The organism is uncultured Reyranella sp. (assembly GCF_945957355.1).
Classification (GTDB): Bacteria; Pseudomonadota; Alphaproteobacteria; order Reyranellales; family Reyranellaceae; genus Reyranella.
Genome location: NZ_CAMFKM010000011.1, coordinates 120,037 through 140,611, shown reverse-complemented (window position 1 = coordinate 140,611; position 20,575 = coordinate 120,037). Strand labels below are relative to the sequence as shown.

General features: G+C 67.0%; 20 protein-coding genes. 10 read left to right on the top strand and 10 right to left on the bottom strand.

Features of this window, described 5'->3' with window-relative positions; all coding sequences use genetic code 11:
- Positions 1–30: 30 nt before the first annotated feature.
- The 5 genes from Q0Q48_RS18690 to Q0Q48_RS18670 form a co-directional block, all read right to left on the bottom strand.
- Entirely contained in the window at positions 31–351 is a 321-nt protein-coding gene (locus Q0Q48_RS18690) for a metalloregulator ArsR/SmtB family transcription factor (RefSeq protein ID WP_295140778.1), read from the bottom strand.
- 71 nt (positions 352–422) lie between these two features.
- Positions 423–2,192 carry an arsenical pump-driving ATPase gene (gene arsA, locus Q0Q48_RS18685; RefSeq protein ID WP_295140776.1) on the bottom strand — a complete coding sequence of 590 codons (1,770 nt, stop codon included), beginning with the start codon at positions 2,190–2,192 and terminating at the stop codon, positions 423–425.
- Positions 2,193–2,279: 87 nt separating this feature from the next.
- Positions 2,280–3,518, bottom strand: coding sequence for an organoarsenical effux MFS transporter ArsJ (arsJ, locus tag Q0Q48_RS18680; RefSeq protein ID WP_295140773.1), 1,239 nt, complete (start codon positions 3,516–3,518; stop codon positions 2,280–2,282).
- Entirely contained in the window at positions 3,518–4,561 is a 1,044-nt protein-coding gene (locus tag Q0Q48_RS18675) for an ArsJ-associated glyceraldehyde-3-phosphate dehydrogenase (RefSeq protein WP_295140772.1), read from the bottom strand. Before Q0Q48_RS18675 ends, arsJ begins: the two co-directional genes overlap by 1 nt.
- A gap of 16 nt (positions 4,562–4,577) precedes the next feature.
- Complete coding sequence (locus Q0Q48_RS18670; RefSeq protein ID WP_295140769.1) at positions 4,578–5,426, bottom strand: metalloregulator ArsR/SmtB family transcription factor; 849 nt, start codon at positions 5,424–5,426, stop codon at positions 4,578–4,580.
- Positions 5,427–5,522: 96 nt separating this feature from the next.
- On the opposite strand from Q0Q48_RS18670, the gene arsB reads away from it, so the two are divergent.
- Both arsB and Q0Q48_RS18660 read left to right on the top strand, forming a co-directional pair.
- On the top strand, positions 5,523–6,578 hold the full coding sequence (arsB, locus tag Q0Q48_RS18665) for an ACR3 family arsenite efflux transporter (RefSeq protein WP_295140767.1): 1,056 nt from the start codon (positions 5,523–5,525) through the stop codon (positions 6,576–6,578).
- A 64-nt stretch (positions 6,579–6,642) separates the two neighbouring features.
- Complete coding sequence (locus tag Q0Q48_RS18660; protein ID WP_295140763.1) at positions 6,643–8,172, top strand: serine protease; 1,530 nt, start codon at positions 6,643–6,645, stop codon at positions 8,170–8,172.
- Positions 8,173–8,231: 59 nt separating this feature from the next.
- Here the strand turns inward: Q0Q48_RS18660 and Q0Q48_RS18655 are convergent, their stop codons facing one another.
- Positions 8,232–8,933, bottom strand: coding sequence for a VIT family protein (locus Q0Q48_RS18655; RefSeq protein ID WP_295140762.1), 702 nt, complete (start codon positions 8,931–8,933; stop codon positions 8,232–8,234).
- A 242-nt stretch (positions 8,934–9,175) separates the two neighbouring features.
- Here Q0Q48_RS18655 and Q0Q48_RS18650 point away from each other — a divergent pair, with 242 nt between their 5' ends.
- From Q0Q48_RS18650 to Q0Q48_RS18640, 3 genes are read left to right on the top strand one after another with little or no spacing between them, the layout of a single operon-like run.
- The gene (locus Q0Q48_RS18650) at positions 9,176–9,757 is read left to right on the top strand and encodes a YqaA family protein (protein ID WP_295140760.1); all 582 of its coding nucleotides are present in this window, start codon (positions 9,176–9,178) and stop codon (positions 9,755–9,757) included.
- A gap of 9 nt (positions 9,758–9,766) precedes the next feature.
- Positions 9,767–10,270: a disulfide bond formation protein B gene (locus Q0Q48_RS18645; RefSeq protein ID WP_295140758.1), complete on the top strand. Its 504-nt coding sequence runs from the start codon at positions 9,767–9,769 to the stop codon at positions 10,268–10,270.
- Complete coding sequence (locus Q0Q48_RS18640; protein WP_295140757.1) at positions 10,267–10,830, top strand: demethoxyubiquinone hydroxylase family protein; 564 nt, start codon at positions 10,267–10,269, stop codon at positions 10,828–10,830. Before Q0Q48_RS18645 ends, Q0Q48_RS18640 begins: the two co-directional genes overlap by 4 nt.
- Before the next feature lie 196 nt (positions 10,831–11,026).
- On the opposite strand, the gene Q0Q48_RS18635 is transcribed toward Q0Q48_RS18640, so the two are convergent.
- Positions 11,027–11,590 (bottom strand): HNH endonuclease, encoded by a 564-nt coding sequence (locus tag Q0Q48_RS18635; RefSeq protein WP_295140752.1) that lies wholly within the window; start codon positions 11,588–11,590, stop codon positions 11,027–11,029.
- Positions 11,591–11,729: 139 nt separating this feature from the next.
- Positions 11,730–13,004 carry an MFS transporter gene (locus Q0Q48_RS18630; protein ID WP_295140749.1) on the bottom strand — a complete coding sequence of 425 codons (1,275 nt, stop codon included), beginning with the start codon at positions 13,002–13,004 and terminating at the stop codon, positions 11,730–11,732.
- Between the two features lie 54 nt (positions 13,005–13,058).
- On the opposite strand from Q0Q48_RS18630, the gene Q0Q48_RS18625 reads away from it, so the two are divergent.
- On the top strand, positions 13,059–13,784 hold the full coding sequence (locus tag Q0Q48_RS18625) for a hypothetical protein (protein ID WP_295140746.1): 726 nt from the start codon (positions 13,059–13,061) through the stop codon (positions 13,782–13,784).
- 37 nt (positions 13,785–13,821) lie between these two features.
- Here Q0Q48_RS18625 and Q0Q48_RS18620 read toward each other — a convergent pair whose 3' ends face one another.
- A complete protein-coding gene (locus tag Q0Q48_RS18620; protein WP_295140743.1) occupies positions 13,822–15,354 on the bottom strand; it encodes a hypothetical protein in 1,533 nt (510 codons plus the stop codon).
- A 263-nt stretch (positions 15,355–15,617) separates the two neighbouring features.
- On the opposite strand from Q0Q48_RS18620, the gene selD reads away from it, so the two are divergent.
- The 3 genes from selD to Q0Q48_RS18605 are packed head-to-tail and all read left to right on the top strand — an operon-like array spanning position 15,618 to position 18,517.
- A complete protein-coding gene (selD, locus tag Q0Q48_RS18615; protein WP_295140741.1) occupies positions 15,618–17,843 on the top strand; it encodes a selenide, water dikinase SelD in 2,226 nt (741 codons plus the stop codon).
- Positions 17,844–17,900: 57 nt separating this feature from the next.
- The gene (locus tag Q0Q48_RS18610; protein WP_295140739.1) at positions 17,901–18,050 is read left to right on the top strand and encodes a hypothetical protein; all 150 of its coding nucleotides are present in this window, start codon (positions 17,901–17,903) and stop codon (positions 18,048–18,050) included.
- Positions 18,051–18,106: 56 nt separating this feature from the next.
- Positions 18,107–18,517, top strand: coding sequence for an OsmC family protein (locus Q0Q48_RS18605; protein WP_295140737.1), 411 nt, complete (start codon positions 18,107–18,109; stop codon positions 18,515–18,517).
- 16 nt (positions 18,518–18,533) lie between these two features.
- Here the strand turns inward: Q0Q48_RS18605 and Q0Q48_RS18600 are convergent, their stop codons facing one another.
- The gene (locus tag Q0Q48_RS18600) at positions 18,534–19,250 is read right to left on the bottom strand and encodes a ribonuclease activity regulator RraA (protein WP_295140734.1); all 717 of its coding nucleotides are present in this window, start codon (positions 19,248–19,250) and stop codon (positions 18,534–18,536) included.
- A gap of 52 nt (positions 19,251–19,302) precedes the next feature.
- Here Q0Q48_RS18600 and Q0Q48_RS18595 point away from each other — a divergent pair, with 52 nt between their 5' ends.
- Positions 19,303–20,544, top strand: coding sequence for a CinA family nicotinamide mononucleotide deamidase-related protein (locus Q0Q48_RS18595; RefSeq protein ID WP_295140732.1), 1,242 nt, complete (start codon positions 19,303–19,305; stop codon positions 20,542–20,544).
- The last annotated feature ends 31 nt before the right edge of the window (positions 20,545–20,575 follow it).

Here is a 20,575-nt window from a genome sequence, read left to right as displayed (position 1 = left end):
TGGAAAGACCAAGCGCAACAAAAACGTCATCTAGGCGACGCATGTCCTGCCTGCGGCCGGACGAACGCCGTCGGCGCAGCATTCCTCGGCGAGATAGGCAAGAAGCTCGTGCATCAGCTCGTAGTTGGCGTGGCAGACCAGGGTCGCCCCTTCCCGCACCTGTGTGACGAGGCCGACGATCACGAGCGCCTTGATATGATGGGAGAGCGTCGAGGCCGCCGCGTCGAGCTTGGCCTGCAGGCGGCCCACCGGCATGCCCTCGGCGCCGGCACGTACCAGCGTCCGGTAGATCTTCAACCGGGTCGGATTACCCAGCGCTTCCAGACGGGCAGCGGCATCGTCGAGTTTCATGAAGCAAACATAGGTGCCGGCTCGCCAGAGTCAACTGTATTTCTAGAAATATAGAATTGCCGCGTTGGTTCCTACGGCACGAGGCTTGCCAATGCCGCGAGGCCCTCTGGCGGGCTTGCCTGCCACGGAAGCATGTAGACTCGCCTGGCGAGACCCTGCTGGACCCTCGCGATCTGTGCGCGCTCGCCGCGCAGACGCCTGACGAGCAGCGGATCACGCGTGCCGCTTCCCACCAGACTTCGATTGATGACCCAGGCGTAGGGCTCGATGTGCGCGCGACGCAAATCCTCCTGCAGCGCGGCGGCCTCAGACACCGGCGTGGTCTCCGGGAGCGATACCAGGATGATGCGCGAATAACCCGGATCCTGCAGCCGCATGAGCGGCGTCACGACCCGGCCCTGGGCGTGGGGCCCGATGTTCCGTGTCATTTCGCGATGGTAGGCGCCGGCGGCGTCCATCAGCAGCAGCGTGTGGCCGGTCGGCGCGGTATCGAGCACGACGAAGGCGCTTCGTGCTTCCATCACGATACGCGAGAAGGCATGGAAGACCGCGACTTCCTCCGTACAGGGCGAGGCGAGGTCTTCGCGCAGCAATGCGAGGCCCGCCTCGTCGAGATCCGCGGCGCGGGAAGCCATGACCTTGGCAATGTAGCGCTGCGTTTCCTCGCGGGGATCGATCCGGTCGACCCGCAGGCCGTCCATCGTCGCGCCGAGCGTCGAGGCGACATGGGCCGCCGGATCGGTGGTGCTGAGGTGAACGCCGTGTCCCCGCTTCACCAGCCCCACCGCCAGCGCGGCGGCGATGGTCGTCTTTCCGACGCCGCCCTTGCCCATGACCATGATCAGCCCGCGGCCGGCCGACGCGAGTTCGTCGACCAGCCGGCCCAAGCCGGGAATCGCGGGCGTCGCCGGTGAATCGCCCGCGACGGGATCGATCGCGCGTTCAGGTTCCCTGCCCAGCACCTGTCGCAGCGCGTCCAGTCCGACCATGTCGAAGGAGCGCAGCGGGATCCGGTCCTGCGGCAGCGCTCGCAGGGCCTCCGGCAGGTCGTCGAGGACCTGGCGTCCGAGCGCCTCGATCGATCGCGCCACCGCATCGCCGGAATCGGTTGCCGCAAAGACTCCATTGATCGCGAGGTACTGGTTGGCGAGCCCCAGCGACCTAAGCTCGCCGCTGGTTCGCGCGGCCTCGCGCATGGCGCCACGATCGGGGCGACTGACCAGGACGATGGTCGTGCTTTCCACGTCGCCAAGGGTGGCCAGCGCCGCCCGGAATCGTTCCTCCTGCATCTTGAGACCGGAATGCGGGCCGAGGCACGAGGTACCGCGGTCGTTTCCCTTCAGGAATCCGGTCCATGCCCGGGGCAGGCTGAGCAGGCGCAGCGTGTGCCCGGTGGGCGCGGTGTCGAATATGACATGATCGAACGCCTCGGCGCGGGTGGCCAGCAAACCGACGAACTCGTCGAAGGCGGCAATCTCCGTCGTGCAGGCCCCGGAGAGCTGTTCGCGTACCGCGGCCCGCTCGGCGTCGGTGGCATCCGGGCCGAGTTGCTCCAGGACGCGCTGCCGATAGGCTTCCGCCGCGGCTTCCGGATCGATGTTCATCGCCGACAGGCCGGGCGCACCAGGTACCGGTTGCGGCGCATTCGACAGCGTCGTGGCGAACATCTCGTCGAGGTTCGACGCCGGGTCGGTGCTGATCAGGAGAACCGATCTGCCGCGATCTGCCAGCGCCAGGGCCGTCGCGCAGGCGAGTGTCGTCTTCCCGACGCCGCCCTTGCCGGTGAAGAACAGGTGGCGCGTGGGCGCTCTGAGGAGTCCGAGCGGAATCGTGGAAGGCATGTCTTCACTCCGAGGGTGGGCGTGCGGTCGTGAAGGAGGCACGATGCCAACCGTCGCGCCTTGAGCCAGCGCAAGGCAGGTGCCGGCTCAGGCCGCGCGCCCGACGGTGCGGATCTCGCCCCGGTGGGACGGCAGCAGGAAGGTGATGATCCAGCAGGCGAGCAGCATCGCCGCCGAGCCGCCGAGGCAGAAGCCGATCCCGCCCCATTGATAGAACAGTCCGGATAGGAGTGTCCCGGCGAGGCGCCCGCAGGCGTTGGCCGCGTAATAGAAGCCAACGTCCTCGGCGGCCTTCTCCGACCCGGCATAGGCCAGGATCAGGTACGAATGCAGCGAGGAATTGACGGCGAACGGCAGGGCGAACAGTGCCAGTCCAACCGCCACGACGAGATCGGGACGCAGGTCGAGCGGACTGTTCAGGACGAGAGCGATCGCCACCGGAACCGCGAGCAGGAGTCCCGCCCAGACGCGCGCGCCCGGCACTTCGCGGCTCAGCCCGTCGGCGCTGCGCGGCACCAGGGCCGGGGCGATGGCCTGCATCCCGCCATAGGCGATCGTCCAGGCGGCGAGGAATGCGCCCACCTCCACGAACCGCCAACCCGAGGCGTAGAGGAACACCGGCAGGCCGACGACGAACCACACGTCGCGCGCCCCGAACATGACGACACGCGCGGCCGCCAGCAGGTTGACGCCCGCCGACTTGGCGAACAGCTCCCGCATGGTCTTCGACGCCTTCGCCTTGCCGAGGTCGCGCGGCAGCAGCAGCAATCCGGCCAAGAGGACGAGGAGCAGCGCCCCCGCCATCAGCCAGAGCGCCGCGCGAAAGCCGGCCGCCTCGAGCAGCAGGCCGCCCACGAAGAAGCCCAGGCCCTTCATGGCGTTCTTCGAGCCGGTGAACCACGCCACCCACCTGAAGAGACGGCCGGCCCCTTCGCCCGCCGTCGCCTTGATGGCCGACTTGGAGGCGGTCTTGGTGAAGTCCTTGGCGAGCCCGGCCAGCCCCTGCACCACGACGACCCAGGCGACGGAGAGGACGGGGCTCCACGCCGGATCGAGCGCCGACAGCAAGAACAGGCTCGCGATCTGCAGGAGCTGGCCCGTCATCATCATGCGCGGGATGCCGAAGCGCGTGGCCAGCCAGCCACCGGCGAGATTGGCGACGATGCCGGCGAACTCGTAGAGCAGGAACAGGAAGGCCAGCGTGAACGGCGAGTAGCCGAGTTGGAAGAAGTGCAGCAGCACGAGCATGCGCAGCGCGCCGTCGACCAGGGTGAATCCCCAGTACGACGCGGTGACGATCAGATAGTCGCGCGTCTGCGTGCTCATCACGCCGCCCTTTCGATCACCATCCGGGCGAGGTCGATCATACGACAGACGTAGCCGACCTCGTTGTCGTACCAGGCATAGACCTTGAGCAGCGTGCCGTCGGTCACCATGGTGCTGGGCGCGTCGACGATCGAGCTGCGCGTGTCGTTGCAATAGTCCGCCGACACGAGAGGCCGCGTCTCGTAGCCCAGGATACCGGCCAGCGACCCTTTGGCTGCCTCGTGGAACAGCGCGTTGACTTCGGCTTCCGTGGTCGTGCGCTTCAGTTCGAACACGCAGTCGGTGAGGCTCGCATTCAGGACCGGCGCGCGGACGGCGTGGCCGTTCAGCTTTCCCTTGAGTTCGGGATAGATGACCGTGATCGCGGTCGCGCTGCCGGTGGTCGTCGGCTGCAGGGACAGCATGGCCGAGCGCGCGCGGCGCAGATCCTTGTGCGGCGCATCGACGACGACGTTGGTGTTGGTCGGGGCATGGATCGTCGTGATCTGGCCATGCCGGATGCCGATGGACTCGTGCACGACCTTGACCACGGGCGCAAGGCAGTTGGTGGTGCAGGAGGCGGCCGTCAACAGGTGATGACGGGCCGGCTCGTAGAGATGGTCGTTGACGCCCAGCACGAGGTTCAACGCCCGCTCGTCCTTGACCGGCGCCGCGACGACGACCTTCTTCACGCCGCGATCGAAGTAGGCCTGCAGTTGCTCCGGCTTGAGGAACTTGCCGGTGCATTCGAGCACCATCTCGCAGCCGAGGTCGCCCCAGGGGACGTCTCCAGGGGCGGCGGCGGCGCTGAAGCCCAGATAGGTGCCGCCGACCGCCAGGCCGCGCTCGCCGTCGACCTCAAAGGAGGTGTGCCAGCGGCCGTGCATGCTGTCGAATTCGAGGAGATGCGCGGTGGCTGCCGCCCCGCCCTTGATCTCGTTGACGTGGATGACCTCGAGGCGGTTGTCGCGCCGCGGATCGTCCAGTGGACGCTGCACGCCGCCGAACGCGGCGCGCAGGGCGAGGCGGCCCATGCGCCCCATGCCGTTGATTCCGACTTTCATGACCTGTCCTGTCCGCTCAAGCCGGTGCTTTGGCGGAGTCGCCGATCTCGTCGAGACGCTTCTTCAGCGCCATCCGATCGAGCGATGCATAGGGAAGGTTGACGAAGATCTCGAGGCGCCGGCGGATCATGCCGTACAGCTCGTTGATCATCGTGGCGCGTTCCACGTCCGATCCCATGAACTTGGCGGGATCGGGCAGCGGCCAGGCACCCGTGACGGGCCGCTCGCCGAAGTCCGGGCACTGCTGGCCCTGCAGCACGTCGCAGAGCGTGATGACGAAATCCATGCGCGGAGCGTTCGGTCCGGTGAACTCGTCCCACGACTTGCAGCGCAATCCCTCGACGTCGTGACCGAGAGCCCGAAGCTTGGCGAGCACCTCCGGCATCGGTTGGGCCGCCGGTTCGGAGCCCGCAGAGTAGGCGTTGAACCTGCCCTTCCCCACCTGCCCGAGGATCGCCTCGGCCATGAGCGATCGGGCGGAGTTGTGCGTGCACAGGAACAGGACGTTGAAGGCGGGAGTCATGTGAACCTCGGGTTGATCCTCGGGGAGGAGTCGCGCCAGGTCGCCACAGAGGTCCGGTCGTCCGCCGCAGCACGTTTCCGTCAGATAGCTGAAGAGAGCGCGCAAACCCGCGAAGCGGACCGCATAGATGATGTGGCGGCCCTGCCGGGTGGACTGGACGAGACCGGCCTGCTCCAGGGCGGCCAGATGGAATGACAGCGTAGAGGGGACCTGCCCCAGCAAGCTGGCGAGTTCGCCGGCCGCCATGCCGGAGGCGCCCTTTGTCGCCAGAAGCCGCATCAAGTTGAGGCGTGTCTCTTGCGAAAGGGCAGAAAATCCGGCAGCTACGTCCGACGATTCCATAATTCTCGAATAGTCCAATTATATGACACAGGTATTACGCAGCAGGCCGGCGGTGTCGATGGGCAATTCGGAAGAACGTGAGCGGGAGATGGCGAAGTGTCCCTTTTCGAGCGTTACCTGACCCTCTGGGTCGCAGCCTGCATCGTCGTCGGGATCGCGCTCGGGCACCTGTTCCCGCTCGTCTTCCACGCCGTCGGGTCGGCGGAAGTGGCACATGTCAACCTGCCGGTCGCCGCGCTGATCTGGCTGATGATCATCCCGATGCTGATCAAGGTCGACTTCGCCGCCATTGCCGAGGTACGGCGGCACTGGCGCGGCATCGGGGTGACGCTGTTCATCAACTGGGCGGTGAAGCCCTTCTCCATGGCCGTCCTCGGCTGGCTGTTCATCGGCTGGCTGTTCAGGCCGTGGCTGCCGGCCGACCAGATCGACAGCTACATCGCCGGCCTCATCCTGCTGGCCGCCGCGCCCTGCACGGCAATGGTGTTCGTTTGGAGCAACCTGTCGGACGGCGATCCCGACTTCACGCTCACGCAGGTGGCGTTGAACGACACGATCATGCTCGTCGCCTTCGCCCCCATCGTCGGGCTGCTGCTCGGCCTCTCGGCGATCACCGTGCCGTGGCAAACGCTGCTGCTCTCGGTCGCGCTCTACATCCTCGTGCCGGTCGTGCTGGCGCAACTCGTGCGCCGCGCGGCGATCGCACGCGGCGGCCCGCAAGCTCTCGCCGGCCTTCTGGCACGCCTGCAACCACTGTCGCTCGTCGCCCTGCTGGCGACGCTCGTCCTGCTGTTCGGCTTCCAGGGCGAGCAGATCATCGCACAGCCGCTGATCATCGCCCTGCTCGCCGTGCCGATCCTGATCCAGGTCTACTTCAACTCGGGCCTCGCTTATCTGCTGAACCGGGCGGCCGGCGAGCAGCATTGCGTGGCCGCCCCTTCGGCGCTGATCGGCGCCAGCAACTTCTTCGAGCTGGCGGTCGCGGCGGCCATCAGCATTTTCGGCTTTTCATCGGGCGCAGCGCTGGCCACCGTGGTCGGTGTCCTCATCGAAGTACCGGTCATGCTGTCGGTGGTGAAGATCGTGAATGCCAGCAAGGGCTGGTACGAGAAGGACCGTGCCGTCTCCCGTCGCGGCAGCTCGCGCCTCTGACACACCCCTTGAGCTCCTGACCGACTTTGCCTCTTCCCGTGGTGGCAAAGGCGTGGTTCTGTCCATGACAATCGTGGATGGAATTCATTCGCTGGCATGCTTCGTGGTTTCTTTTCTTCTTAGGTGCTTCTATCCCGCGATTCTTGTGATCGCCCTGTTGCTGCCGGGTCTTCCGCCCGCCCAGGCTCAGAACGCGCAGACGCAGGGCGGCGTCTTCCCGTACAAATGGTCCGGCCCCATTCCCCCGGATGCCATCACGACGACGGATGTTCAGAACGCCCTCGTCTGGACCCGCCACTACGGTGCCGCGGTAGGTGGCGATGCTGGTCCGCACCTTCGGCGGGCCATCTCGGAATGGCAGACATCAAAGGGCTTTCAGGCCACGGGAACACTGACCGCCTCACAGACGATGGACCTGGTCACCGAAGGCCTCAAAGCTCGGGATTCCCATGGCTGGGCCTTGCTGGTCGACGACGCCGTCGGCTTCTCGGTCGGCATCCCGACGAAGTCCTCCACGCCGCGGCCGCCCACCAAATCCCAGGGCGATTGGTGGTACGAGGCGTCAGGTACCTTCGGCCACACCGTGACGGTCATCCCCCGCAAGGCGGCCTGCGCGTCGATGGACGAGATGTTCAATGCCCTGCTTTCCGTCTCGGCCCCCGATCGGGAGGTCACCTACAAGGCGCGCAAGGACGACTGGTTCGTGATCGCCGGCCGACGCGGCGAGCACCGCTTCTACACCCGGGCCCAGTGCCGCGATCAGGCGATCGTCAGGGTCATTATGAGTGTGCATGCCTCGCAAGCCGAGGCGCTCGGGTTCATGTTCGTGGCCGTTGCCAACAGTCTTTCCCTGAAGCCGAACCTCAATGGGCAGGCACAGCCATCCCCCCGGATCGTCTTCCCGCCGCCTCCTCCCGGCTACGCCGCATCGTCGCCACAGCCGTTCCCCCCGCCGCCTTTGACGCCGCAAGTCCCCGAGCCTGAGCCGGCACCGACGCGCCCACCAACCGTTGCGCACGATCAGACCGGCAAGACGGCCTCGATCCGAGTGACGAACTTCGACGGCACCGAACTGAAGCCCCGCGAAGTCTTCGAGCGCGCTTCCGGGACGGTGTACATCGTGCGCACCGGGCAGAAACAGGGCTCGGCCGTGGCGATCAGCGACCGCGAGGTGGTGACGAACTGTCACGTGCTGGACTCGAACCTGCGCGCGACCCTGGAACGGGACGGCCGAAAGCAGAACGCGACCCTGACGTCGGCGAACCCGAAGGCGGATCGCTGCATCCTCACCAGCGAAGCTACCCTTCCCAAGTGGGTCCGGGTTCGTCCCTTTGCCGACATCAAGGTCGGCGAGAGAGCCTTCTCCATCGGCGCGCCTCAGGGGCTGGAGCTGACCATTGCCGAAGGCATCGTCTCGGCCAAGCGTGTGATTGACGGCGAACGCCTGCTGCAGACGTCCGCCCCTATCTCGCATGGATCCTCCGGCGGCGGCCTGTTCGATGCGCAGGGCCAGCTCATGGGGGTCACGACCTGGATGCGCAAGGATGCCCAGAACCTGAACTTCGCCATCGCGGCCGAGGAATTCGCCAGATAGGCGATACCTCCAGCAGGCCTTTGAAAAGGCCGGACTCATCTCCGCGTGCGCAGTCTAAGTCAGACAACCGTGCCGAACAGTCGGCCGATGCCGGCGGTCAGCGCCATGGCGAACGCGCCCCAGAAAGTGACGCGAACCGTGGCGCGCCAGATGCCGGCGCCGCCGGCGCGCGCGCCGATGGCGCCCAGAAGGGCAAGGAAGACCAGCGAGGCGACGCTGACCGCGACCACCAGCCACTCCGCCGGCGCCACCACGACCATGAGCAGCGGCATGGCCGCACCGACCGCGAACGTCGCGGCCGAGGTCAAAGCTGCCTGCAGCGGGCGGGCCGTGGTTGTGTCGGATATTCCGAGTTCGTCGCGCGCATGGGCCGCCAGGGCACCCTTGGCCATCAACTGCTCGGCCACCCGGCGGGCCAGTTCCGGCTCGACGCCGCGCCCGACGTAGATCTCGGTCAACTCGTCGCGTTCGAACTCGGGACTGGCCGCGAGTTCGGCGCGCTCGCGCGCCAGGTCGGCCTTCTCCGTATCGGCTTGCGAACTCACCGAAACATATTCCCCGGCCGCCATCGACATGGCGCCGGCCACGAGGCCCGCCACACCCGCAATCAGCACGTCGCCAGGCGCGGTCGAAGCGGCCGCCACGCCCACGATCAGGCTCGCCGTCGAGACGATGCCGTCGTTTGCGCCCAGCACGGCGGCCCGCAGCCAGCCGATCCGCTCGACGAGGTGGTTTTCCCGGTGCAGTCGCAGTCTGGTCATGCGCCGGACTGTCCACTGCACACAGACCTCCCGTCAACGTCAGCACCATGACGATGATCCGTCAGCACCATGACGACGGTCCGTATGATCCAGAAGCGGCATCGCCTCGGAGCATCCCGGGGCCAGGAACCAGACGGCAATGGAACAGCTCGAGGCAGTGGAGGTTGCTCCGACCAAGGCTGCCGACAGCCACGGGAAAGCTCCCTCGCTTCGCGAGTCGCAACACGCTAAGAGCGTGCCACATGATCCGCCGCCTCTACGACTGGGTGATCCGCCTCGCCCAACACAGGAACGCCATCCCCGCCTTGGGTGTGATCTCCTTCATGGAGAGCTCATTCTTCCCTATCCCGCCGGACGTGATGCTGGTGCCGATGGTGCTGGCCAATCGGGACAAGGCTTTCAGGATCGCGCTGGTCTGCACCGTCTGCTCGGTGCTGGGCGGCCTGCTCGGCTACGCCATCGGCTACTACTTTTTCGAGACGCTGGGCGCCTGGGTGGTGAAGACCTACGGGCTGCAGGCCGGCCTCGCGGCCTTCCGGGCCGGCTTCGAGCAGTACGGGACCTGGATCATCCTGATCAAGGGCCTGACGCCGATCCCCTACAAGCTGGTGACGATCGCTTCAGGCGCCGCGCATTTCGACCTCTTCACATTCGTGTGGGCGTCCATCTTGACGCGTGGCGTGCGCTTCTTCCTCGTGGCAGCCTTGCTCTGGAAGTTTGGCGAGCCGATCCGGGCCTTCATCGAGAAGCGCCTGACCCTGCTCACCTGGATCTTCCTGTTCGCCCTGATCGGCGGCTTCGTCGTCGTCCGCTATCTCTTCTAGGATCGCTCCATGGCTGCCTCGCAGCGCCTCCCTCTCCCCAGCCAACTCGGCCTCATCGCCCTGCTCGGCAGCGGCGTCATGATCGGCGGCGCCCTCTTCTTCCAGTATGCGATGGGCTTCCCACCCTGCGAGATGTGCCACTGGCAGCGCTGGCCGCATATCGTGGCCATGGTCGCGGGACTCGCTGCCTTCGCCTCGTCGAGCCGGCCCCGTCTCGCCACGACGTTCGTGGTCATCGCCATCGCCGCCATCGCCGTCACCTCGGCGATCGGGATCTTCCATGCCGGTGTCGAGTATCGCTGGTGGGCGGGCCCGCAATCCTGCACCGGCACCGTGCCGACCGGCCTCTCGCCGGAAGAGCTGAAGAAATACCTGTTCGGCGCCAAGATGGTTCGCTGCGACGCGATCGTATGGTCACTGTTCGGCATCTCGATGGCCGGCTGGAACGCGATCCTGTCGGCGATCCTGGCGGGCGGCCTCGCCTCGTCCCTCTCCCGGATGGCAAAGCGATGAAGACCGGCGACAACCGCAACCCCGGCGATCCCGACGCCCGCGAGGTGGTCGAGCGCACGATCCGCGTCGACCAGGCCGGCGAGTTCGGCGCCGTGCGCATCTACGAGGGCCAACTGGCGGCGCTGCGCTGGACCGGCCGCTCCAATAGTGAGACGGGCCGCCGCATCCAGCACATGGCCGCCCAGGAACGCGAGCACAACAAGGTGTTCGACCGCCTGCTGGTGGAGCGCCGCGTGCGGCCGACGGTTCTTTCGCCGCTCTGGAACGTCGCGGGTTTCGCGCTGGGCGCCGCCACGGCCCTAATGGGCGACAAGGCGGCAATGGCCTGCACCGTGGCCGTCGAGGAGACGATCGAGGAGCATTACGCGAACCAGGCCGCCAGGCTCGGCGACGACGAGGCGGGGCTGCGTACGACGGTCGAGAAGTTCCGCGCCGAGGAGATCGAGCATCGCGACACCGCGGTGGCAGCCGGCGCCGAACAGGCGGTGGGCTACGAGGCGTTGTCGGCCGTGATCAAGACCGGTTCGCGTCTCGCGATCTGGCTGTCGACGCGGATCTAGCACGCACCGTCATCTCGACCGGAGCCTCGCGTAGCGAGGCGGAGTGGAGAGATCTCTTATCCTCGCGCAGGACGACGGGAAGGCGGGGAAGGGTACAACACCACGATCTTTTCTGAACCGTGCAGGCTCCCGCGTCTCGGAAGGCGCTGCCGCCCGCCTTAGCTGGATCAGGGCTAAGCTTTCGCGCGCGAAAGCCCTAGCCCTGATCCAGCTCCGAATCCCAATACAGAAAGTCGCGCCAGCTCTCGTGCAGGTAGCCCGGCGGGAAGGCGCGTCCATGTTCCTGGAGCATCTGCGTCGACGGCTCGACGGGTGTGCAGCGCAGGACCAGTCCGCTCTCCCGCAGCAGCATATTGCCCTTCTGCAGGTTGCAGGGGCTGCAGGCGGTGACGACGTTCTGCCAGCTCGTGCGCCCGCCCCGCGACTTGGGGACCACATGGTCGAAGGTGAGTTCGTTGGTCGCGAAATCGCCATTGCAGTACTGGCAGCAGAAGCGGTCGCGCAGGAAGACGTTGAAGCGTGTGAAGGCCGGCCGGCGCGCCGCCGGGACGTATTCCTTGAGCGCGATCACGCTGGGCAGCCGCATCTCGAAGGTCGGGCTGTGGATCGTGCGCTCGTACTGGGAGACGACACTGACGCGGTCGAGGAACACCGCCTTGACGGCATCCTGCCAGGACCAGACGGACAGGGGGAAATACGACAGGGGCCGAAAATCGGCGTTGAGCACCAGCGCGTGGCAGGACTCAAGGCCGGGCGTCACGGCTAGGCCCGCCGCCGCCGCAGGATGGGACTACTCGGAAAATCGATGCGGTCCAACATGCCGGTCATAGTGGCTGGACTCCCCACAAAACACAATATGCGGGAGCGACCGTCACCGACATGTCATGGGGCACGGCATCCTATCGGCTGAGACGCTCCCGGGCGCCGGCTTCGGTCCCCAAGGTGGCAGCGGCGGTCGCCAGCGCCGCCACCGACAGCACCATGACTGCGGCATAGCCTCCCGTGAGATCATGCAGCACGCCGCCGATCCAGGCGCCGAGAAAGCCGCCCAGCCCCATGCCGATGGCGATCAGCCCGTAGATGCGGCCGAAATGGGCGCCGCGATAGCGCAAGGTCGCGAGGGTCGAGATCATCGGCCCGCGCGAGCCCATGCTGCCGCCGAACAGCAGCACGAAGGTCCACAGCCAGAAATCGTCGGCTGGCCCGCGCACCATGGCGAGCGCGCCGACGCCGGCGATCGAGCAGGCATAGGCCAGGATCGCCGCCAGCCGGCGGCCACCGCGGTCGGCCAGCCACGAGAAGCCGATCATGCCGAGCGGCGTCAGGAAACCCGCGACCGCCATGGCTCGTGCCGCATAGGGTCCCTCCATGCCGCGCTCCAGCAGATAGACCATCGTCTGCGGCATCAGCGCGAAGATACCGATCGAGGTCAGCGCGAACGACGAGGTGAGCGCCCAGAACGGCCAGTCGCGCAGCGCCTCGCGCACCGTGACACCGGGCGCCGCCGTCTCACGCAAGCGCGCGAGGCCCGGCGCCCCGCGCTCGATCGTCTTCCACGGCAGGACCAGCAGCAGCGGGATGAACACCGCGCTCACGCCGGAGAAGACGAGATAGGCATGGCGCCAGCCGTCGGTCGCGATGAGATACTGCGCCGCCGGAAATGTCGCCATCGCACCGACGCCCGAGGCCGACCAGGAAACGGCGAGCGGCACACCGAGCCGATTGGCGGGGAACCAGCGGCCGATCAGCGACGAGGACAGGATGCCCGACAGGGAGGCCGCCCCGAATCCCATCATGAGTCCCAGCGAGAGATAGAGATGCCAGAGATGGCTGGCCTGCGAGGCGACGGCCGTACTGGCAGCGGCCGCGATCACGCCTGTCACGGTGAGGGCGCGCAGGCCGAAACGGTCGAGGATCCAGCCGGTGATCGGCGCCGCGGTGCCGCCGACCAGTAGCGCGAAACTGTAGATCAGCGTGACCGAGCCGCGATTGGCGTCGAAGGCGTGCTGGAGCGCCGGCACGAAGACGAGGAAGGTGTCGCTGATCGAGCGACTGGCCACGCCGAGCGCAAAACACAGCGCCACGAGCGCCCACGGCAAAGCCGATCCCATCGCCTCAACCTCGACGAGCACGGCATCCGATGCAAGCCGATAGACGGCCCGGCAGGCTTGCATTCTCCGCATGCGCGCGGCAGCTTCGGCGCCCGGCTTTCACATCGCGAGACCACGGTGGACGACACACTCATCATCAAGGCCGGCTTCAACGGCCCGCGCCTCTCGGGCAATGGCGGCTATGTCTCCGGCCTGCTGGCCGAGCGCTACACCAGGGCCTTCGGCGGTGATGGCACCGTCGAGATCACCCTGCGCGCGCCGATTCCCATCGAGACGCCGATGAACCTCGTGCGCGAGGACGCGGCAATGACGATGCGCGACGGCGACACGCTGATCTGCGAGGCGCGTACCGGAAAGGTCGACCACCTCGATCCGCCGAAGCCGCCCTCGGACTGGAACGAGGTGATGCGCCAGGACGCGGCCGGCGGCTGCGGCGAGGGCAGCGACTTCCAGTGGTGCCTCGTCTGCGGTCGCAGTCGCGGCGCCGGCGACGGCCTGCGCGTGTTCGGCAGCCACTCGGGGAACGGCACCTCCCTCTCCTGCTACGTGCCGCACGCCAACCATGCCGACGACGATGGTCGCATCAGGCCGGAATTCCTCTGGGGAACGCTCGACTGCCCGGGCGCCTGGGCCGTCCAGGATCCCGACGACATGCGCCCCGCCCTCACCGGCCGCATGACCGCGAAAGTGCTCGACCGCCCGAAGGTCGGCGAACGCTGCGCCGTCGTCGGCTGGCGCATCGGCGCCGAGGGTCGGAAGCTCTACTCAGGCACCGCGCTCTACACCGAGTCGGGCCGCCTGTGCGCGATCGGGCATTGCACCTGGATCGTGCTGAAGGTGTAGCGACGGCGGCTCGCGGCTCGTCAGTCTATAGGCGCGATCAGCGCTCCCGCACGAAGATCACCGCCGCCTCGTCGGCATAGGCCTGGCGCCAGCCCGGCAGGCGGGCGAGCAGGCGGTTGGCTGGCTGGTCGGGCGGCATGAAGGTCCAGTCGATGCGGTTGCGCTCGAGCAGTTGTTCCAGCGGTTCGCCGCCGCGCAGGCCGATCGTGTCGGCATAGCGCCGGATGAAATCGCGGCCGTAGAGCTCGCCACGGCCGTCGATGAAGGTCGGCACGCCAGCATGGATGAGATAGCCGCCGAAGACATAGTGGTTGAGCACGCGGCCGCCGATCCCGGCCTGCTTCACATAGGCCATCGCGGTCGAGGGCATGGTCGAGAGCGGCGGCACGATGCCGGCGTAGCGCACGAGGCCGAGCGCGATCAGCGCGCAGCAGCCGACGCTCACGACGGCGGCGGCGCGGCCGGCCGGCAGCGCCAGCGCGGCGGCCTGGCCGGGGAGCGAGCCGTCGCGGCCGGCAGCAGGATCGGGCCGCAGCGCCGGCCACTGACGTGTCAGGAGTGGTGCCAGCGCCAGCGGTGCCAGCATGGCCAGCAGCTCGGCATTGAAGGCGTAGCGCAGATAGAGGTGCAGCAGGCCGAGCACGATCAGCAGGCGCAGCAACGGCAGCTTCAGCCCGCGCGACAGGGCGGCATAGAGGGCGATCAGGAGCACCAGCTCCTGCAGCGGCGCCTTCTGGAAGTCGGGCGACTTCCACTCCGCGATGAAGGCCAGCGTGTCGTCGAGGGCGAAGATGCGCAGCGTCACCCAGATCGATTCGGGTCCGTAGGGCGTGATGCAGGCCGCGAGGAACGAGGCCGCGCCGAACTTTGCCCAGCCGGACAACAGGGCCTTGCGCTCCGCGGTGTCGCGCGCCCCGGTTACCGCCTCGACCGCGAAGGCGACGCCCAGCAGCAGGCCCATGATGAAGCTGCCGTGCAGGTTGACCCAGAGCAGCATGACGAGCAGCAGCGCCGGCGCAGGCGCCCGGCGCTCCTCGACGGCGCGTACGAGGCCCGCCATCCAGAGCAGCATGAACGGAAAGGCGAGCACGGCCGGGCGCGCGAGGAAGTGCGGCAGGGTCATCGCAATGGCGGCCAGCACGAACACCGCGGCCGGCAAGGGTCGCAGATCCCGCAACAGGAACCGCAGCATCATCGCGAACGAGACGGCGAGCGCGCCCGCGGCCAGCACGGTGACGCCGCCCCAACCGCCGAGCTTGAATGCGACCGCCATCAGGAGCTGCGACAGCCACTCCTTGGCAATCCACGGCTGGCCCGCGAAGGAAAAGGAGAACGGATCGACCGTCGGCACCGCGCCCTTGGCCAGCATCCAGTTTCCGACCGCGATGTGCCAGTGCGTGTCGGGATCGGCCAGGAGCGGCAGGCCGCTGCCGTTGGCGAGACAGATGAAGAGGAGCAGTCCCAGCACCAGCGGCCAGGACAGCGACCAAGCCGAACGCGGTTGTGCGGCGCGCGCGGACTCGTCCTCGGGAACATCAGGGGAAACCGTGAGGCCGGAAGTGACGGCCATGCAGGGGGTAGCTCCGAAATCAGGGGAAGGAACTCCCCTAATCAATTGATATACATTACAATTTATTCGAGTACCACTAATAGATTGCAGCGCGGGAAAAGTCGGACTCACGGCGAATAAACGCAACAAATGAAATAAACGAAACAAATGAAACGAGTGTCACAGCCCCCGAATTCTGTGTAGTGGTGACCGCCGGCGCAATAATGTTGCTCGCCGGTACTTCTGAAAGGCCTGTTTCAACAGCCTGCCAAGGGAAAGAGACGATGCAACCCGCGCCCCTCCTCAAGGATCTCGTGCTCGTGGGCGGCGGCCATTCGCATGTCCATGTCGCCATGAGCTTCGGCATGAAGCCGATGCCGGGTGTGCGGCTCACCGTGATCGGACGGGACATCGAGACGCCCTATTCCGGCATGATCCCGGGCTTCGTGGCCGGCGCCTATTCCTTCGACGAGTGCCACATCGACCTCGCGCGGCTCTGCGCCTGGACCGGCGCGCGCCTGATCCATGCCGAAGCGATCGGTCTCGATCGCGCGAACCGGCAGGTTCTGCTGAAGGACCGGCCGCCCATCTCCTACGATCTCGCGTCGCTCGACGTCGGCTCCTCGCCCAGCATGGAGGCGATCCCCGGCGCGGCCGAGCATGCGACGCCGGTGAAGCCCATCGCCGAGTTCGGCCGCCGCTGGCTGGGCTTCCTCGAACGGGCGAAGGACTGGCAGGGCGCACTGCGCATCGCCGTGATCGGCGGTGGCGCGGGCGGTGTCGAACTGGCACTGGCCATGGATCATCGGCTGCGCGCCGTTGCCCGCAACGCCGAGGTCTCCGTCACGCTCGTCACCAAGGGCGAGATCCTGTCGGGCCAGGCAGCGGCGGCGCGGCAGCGCATGCGTGCCAACTTCGCGCGCCGCGGCGTGCGACTTCTGGAGAACACGGCCGCGACACGCATCGATGCCGACGCCGTCCATCTCGAGACCGGCGAGTGCCTGCCGGTCGACGATGTGTTCGTGGTGACGCAGGCCAGCGCCGCCGCTTGGTTCGGCGGGACCGGCCTGCCGCTCGACCGGCGCGGCTTCTTCGCGGTCGAACCGACCCTGGCCTCGAGCGGCGATCCACTGGTATTCGCCGCCGGCGACTGCGCGAGCGTGACCGAACATCCGCGTCCCAAGGCCGGCGTCTTCGCGGTGCGCCACGGCCCACCGCTCGCCGCCAACCTGCGCCGTGCCTTGCTGGGCCAGCCGCCGCAGCCCTTTGCGCCGCAGCGCCGCTATCTCTCGATTCTCGGTACCGGCGACGGCAATGCGGTAGCGACGCGCGGCGCGTGGGCCCTTGAAGGCGGCTGGGTTTGGCGTTGGAAGGACCATATCGATCGCAAGTGGATGCGCATGTATCGCGATCCCCCGGCGACGCCGATGGACACGGCCGCACGGGCCGCGCCGCCTGATCCGGCGCTGGCCGATGCCGAGGCGAGACGCCTGCTGGCCGACATCGGTATGCGTTGCGGCGGTTGCGGCGCCAAAGTCGGTGCCGGTGTGCTCGATCGCGTGCTGGCGCGCCTCGGCCCCTCGCCCGCCGCCAACGTCACGATCGGCCTCGACGCCCTCGACGACGCGGCGATGATCGAGGTGCCGCCGGGCCAGGCTCTGGTGCAATCGGTCGACTTCTTCCGTACCTTCATCGGCGATCCCTTTGCCTTCGGCGAGATCGCCGCCGTTCATGCGCTGGGCGACGTCTGGGCGATGGGAGCAAAGCCGCACAGCGCGCTCGCATTGGCGGTCGTGCCGGCGGCGGCGGAGCGGCTGATGGAGGAAGACCTATTCCAGATGCTGTCTGGCGCGCGGCGAATCCTCGACAATGCCGGCTGTGCACTGATCGGCGGCCATTCCGGCGAGGGCCCGGAGGCGGCGCTGGGCTTCTCGGTGAACGGTCTCGTCGTCGCCTCCCAGGCCTTGCGCAAGGGCGGACTGAAGCCGGGCGACAGGCTGGTGCTGACCAAGCCACTCGGCACTGGCGTGATCTTCGCTGCTGCAATGCGCGGCATGGCGAAGGCGCGCTGGATCGAAAGCGCGCTCGCCTCGATGCGGACGCCCTCGGGCGACGCTGCACGTGCATTGGTGGCGGCGGGCGCACATGCCTGCACCGACGTGACAGGCTTCGGCCTGGCTGGCCATCTCATCGAGATGATACGCGCCAGCGGCAACGTGATGGTCGACCTGCATCTCGATGCACTGCCGGTGCTGCCTGGTGCGATCGAACTGTTCGCACAGGGCTTCGCGAGTTCGTTGCAGCCTGCGAATCTACGCACGCGTCATCTCATCGACGGTATGGACCGCGCGTCCGGTCATGCGAAGATTCCACTGCTGTTCGATCCGCAAACCGCGGGTGGATTGCTTGCGTCACTGCCCGCCGAAGCGTCGCTCAGCGACCACATGACTCACATCGGCACGATAAAATCACGCGAAGAATGCGTGACAGAGATAAGAATCGTGATCTAGATGCAATCAGGAGCGGTGCGCCCCGTGCCGCTCCTTGACTTAGACAGGGAGATTGAGATGGCTGCGAAGAAGAAGGTTGCGAAGAAGAAGGCGGTGAAGAAGGCCGTTGCGAAGGCGAAGCCCGCCGTGACCAAGACCAAGACCGCCGCCAAGAAGGCTGTGAAGAAGGTCGCGAAGAAGGCAGCTTCGCGTCGCAAGCGCCGTTAGACTGATGCGAGGGCCCGGCAACGGGCCCTCCAGCATCGGGAGGCGACGACGGCACAATGGCACACGCAAAGGCAAGCATCGGCACGACCAACTACGTGACGGCCATCGCGACAGGCCATGGTGGACATCACAGGCTCACAGCCGATGAAGGCCTGGAGCTGGGCGGCACGGATGCCGGTCCCGCTCCCTACGATCTCCTCACATCGGCGCTGGGCGCCTGCACGGTTATCACGCTCCGCATGTATGCCGAGCGCAAGCAGTGGCCGGTGACGGCGGTTCATGCCGACATCCATTTCAGTCGCGACGGCGACAAGCAGCGCATCGACCGCATCCTCACCATCGAGGGCGCCGTGGACGATGAGCAGAAGAAGCGCATGGCCGACATCGCGGAGCGCACACCGGTGACGCTCACCCTGAAGAACGGCCTCGAAATCAGGACCTCGCTAGCCCCGTCGTCCTCATCTTAGCAAAAGCGGCTGAGCGTTACGTCTTCGCCCGCGCCTTCCACGCCTCGAAGTCGCGCTTCGCCTCTTCGCCCGCCACGGGGAACAGGCCCTTGAGCGACCGGCCGCGCGCCACCTCGGCTTCGGCAAATTCCTCGTATTGATAGGTGTCGAGGGCTTCCTGGGCCACGGCCTCGACGATGTCGGGCGGGATCACGAGCACCGCGTCACGGTCGCCGACGATGACGTCGCCGGGATATACGGCGACGCCGCCACAGGCGATCGGCAAGTTGAGGTCCACCGGACGGTGCGCGATCGGGCTGGGCGGCGAGGAAGGGCGGCGGTGATAGGCCGGCAGGCCCGTCTTGTGCACGCCGTCGGTGTCCCGGAAGCCGCCGTCGGTGACGATGCCGGAGGCGCCGCGCGCCTTCAGCCGCCCGACATAGAGATCGCCCGCCGACGCCGCCCGCGAATCACCGCGCGAGTCGATCATCAGCACGTGACCTGGTGGGCACTCCTCCATCGCCTGCGGCTGCACCATCGAGCGGTTGGTCGAGGTCGGTCCGTCCTTGTCCTCGCGCGACGGGATGAATCGCATCGTGAAGGCGAGGCCCACCATGCGCGGCTGCTCCGGCCGGATCGGCCACACGTCGTACAAGGTCATGCTGCGCAGACCGCGCTTGTTCAGCACGCCGGTCAAGGTCGAGGTGCCGACCTTGGCGAGCGCCTCCCGCAGATCGGATGTCAGGATGGTCATGGCATTTCTCTCCCTCTCGATTTTGGCAAGACCTTAGCCGATACTCCCGCGCATGCGCGTGGAAATCCTCTGTACCGGCGACGAGATCCTCACCGGCAAGACCATCAACACCAACTATAGCCACATCGCCCGCCGCCTCGTCGAGGTCGGGCTGGGTGTGCACTGGGGCACCACCGTCGGCGACGACCGGGAGAGCCTGCTGAAAGCCTTCCACCAGGCCGGCGAACGGGCCGACGCGGTAATCGTGAACGGCGGATTGGGACCGACGGTCGACGATCTCTCGCAGGAGATCGCGGCCCAGGCCTGCGGCGTTGATCTGGTGCTGAGCGACAACTGGATGAAGCGCATGGAGGAATCCTATGCGCGGCGCGGCCGGGTCATGCCCCCCAACAACGTGAAGCAGGCGATGCTGCCGGCCAATGCCGAGTTCATCGACAATCCGATCGGTACGGCCTGCGGCTTCGCCGTCACCATCGGCAAGGCGCGCTTCTTCTTTACTCCCGGCGTGCCGCGCGAGATGCGGCGCATGATCGACGAGCAGGTGCTGCCGCGCATCCTGGCGATGAGTGGCCTGCAGGGCGTCACGAGGCTGAAGCGTTTCCACACCTTCGGCATCGGCGAATCGCGTGCCGACCAGATGCTGGGCGATATCGAGGCCTTGAAGGAAGAAGGCGGCATCAAGCTCGGTTTCCAGGCGCATTACCCGCAGCTCGAGACCAAGCTCGCGCTCCGCGCCGACAACGCGGCGGCCCTCGCCGCCCTGCTCGCCCCGGTCGAGGCCGAGGTGCGCAAACGGCTGGGCAACTTTATCGTCGCCGAGGACGAACAGACGATCGAAGGCGTGATCCTGGGCAAGCTGCTGGAGAGCGGGTTTACGCTCGCCATCGCCGAAACGGTTACCGGCGGCCATCTCGCCGCGCGACTCGCGCCGCTGGCCGGCGCCGAACGCGCCTTCCGTCGTGGCACCATCGCGCGCGATCTGTCGGAACTCGGCGCCACGTCGGTCACCCCCGATCAGGCGGCAAGCATCGCCAAGGCATTGCGCACTTCGAGCGGCGCCAGCCATGCGCTGGTCGTCCTGCTCGAACTCGACGAGGGCGCCGACCGACCGGACATGGGCGGCACGATCTGCATCGGGCTCGCCGACGCCAGCGGCGCCGTCACGCGCCAGGCTCGCCTGGTCGGCGGCCGTGACTGGGTGCGCATCGGCGCGACCGAGCTCAGCCTCGACTGCCTGCGCCGCCACCTGCTGGGCCTGCCGGTCGACGAACGGATCGACTTCGAGCGACGTTGAACGAGCCGCCTCACTGGACGGATAGGAGCAA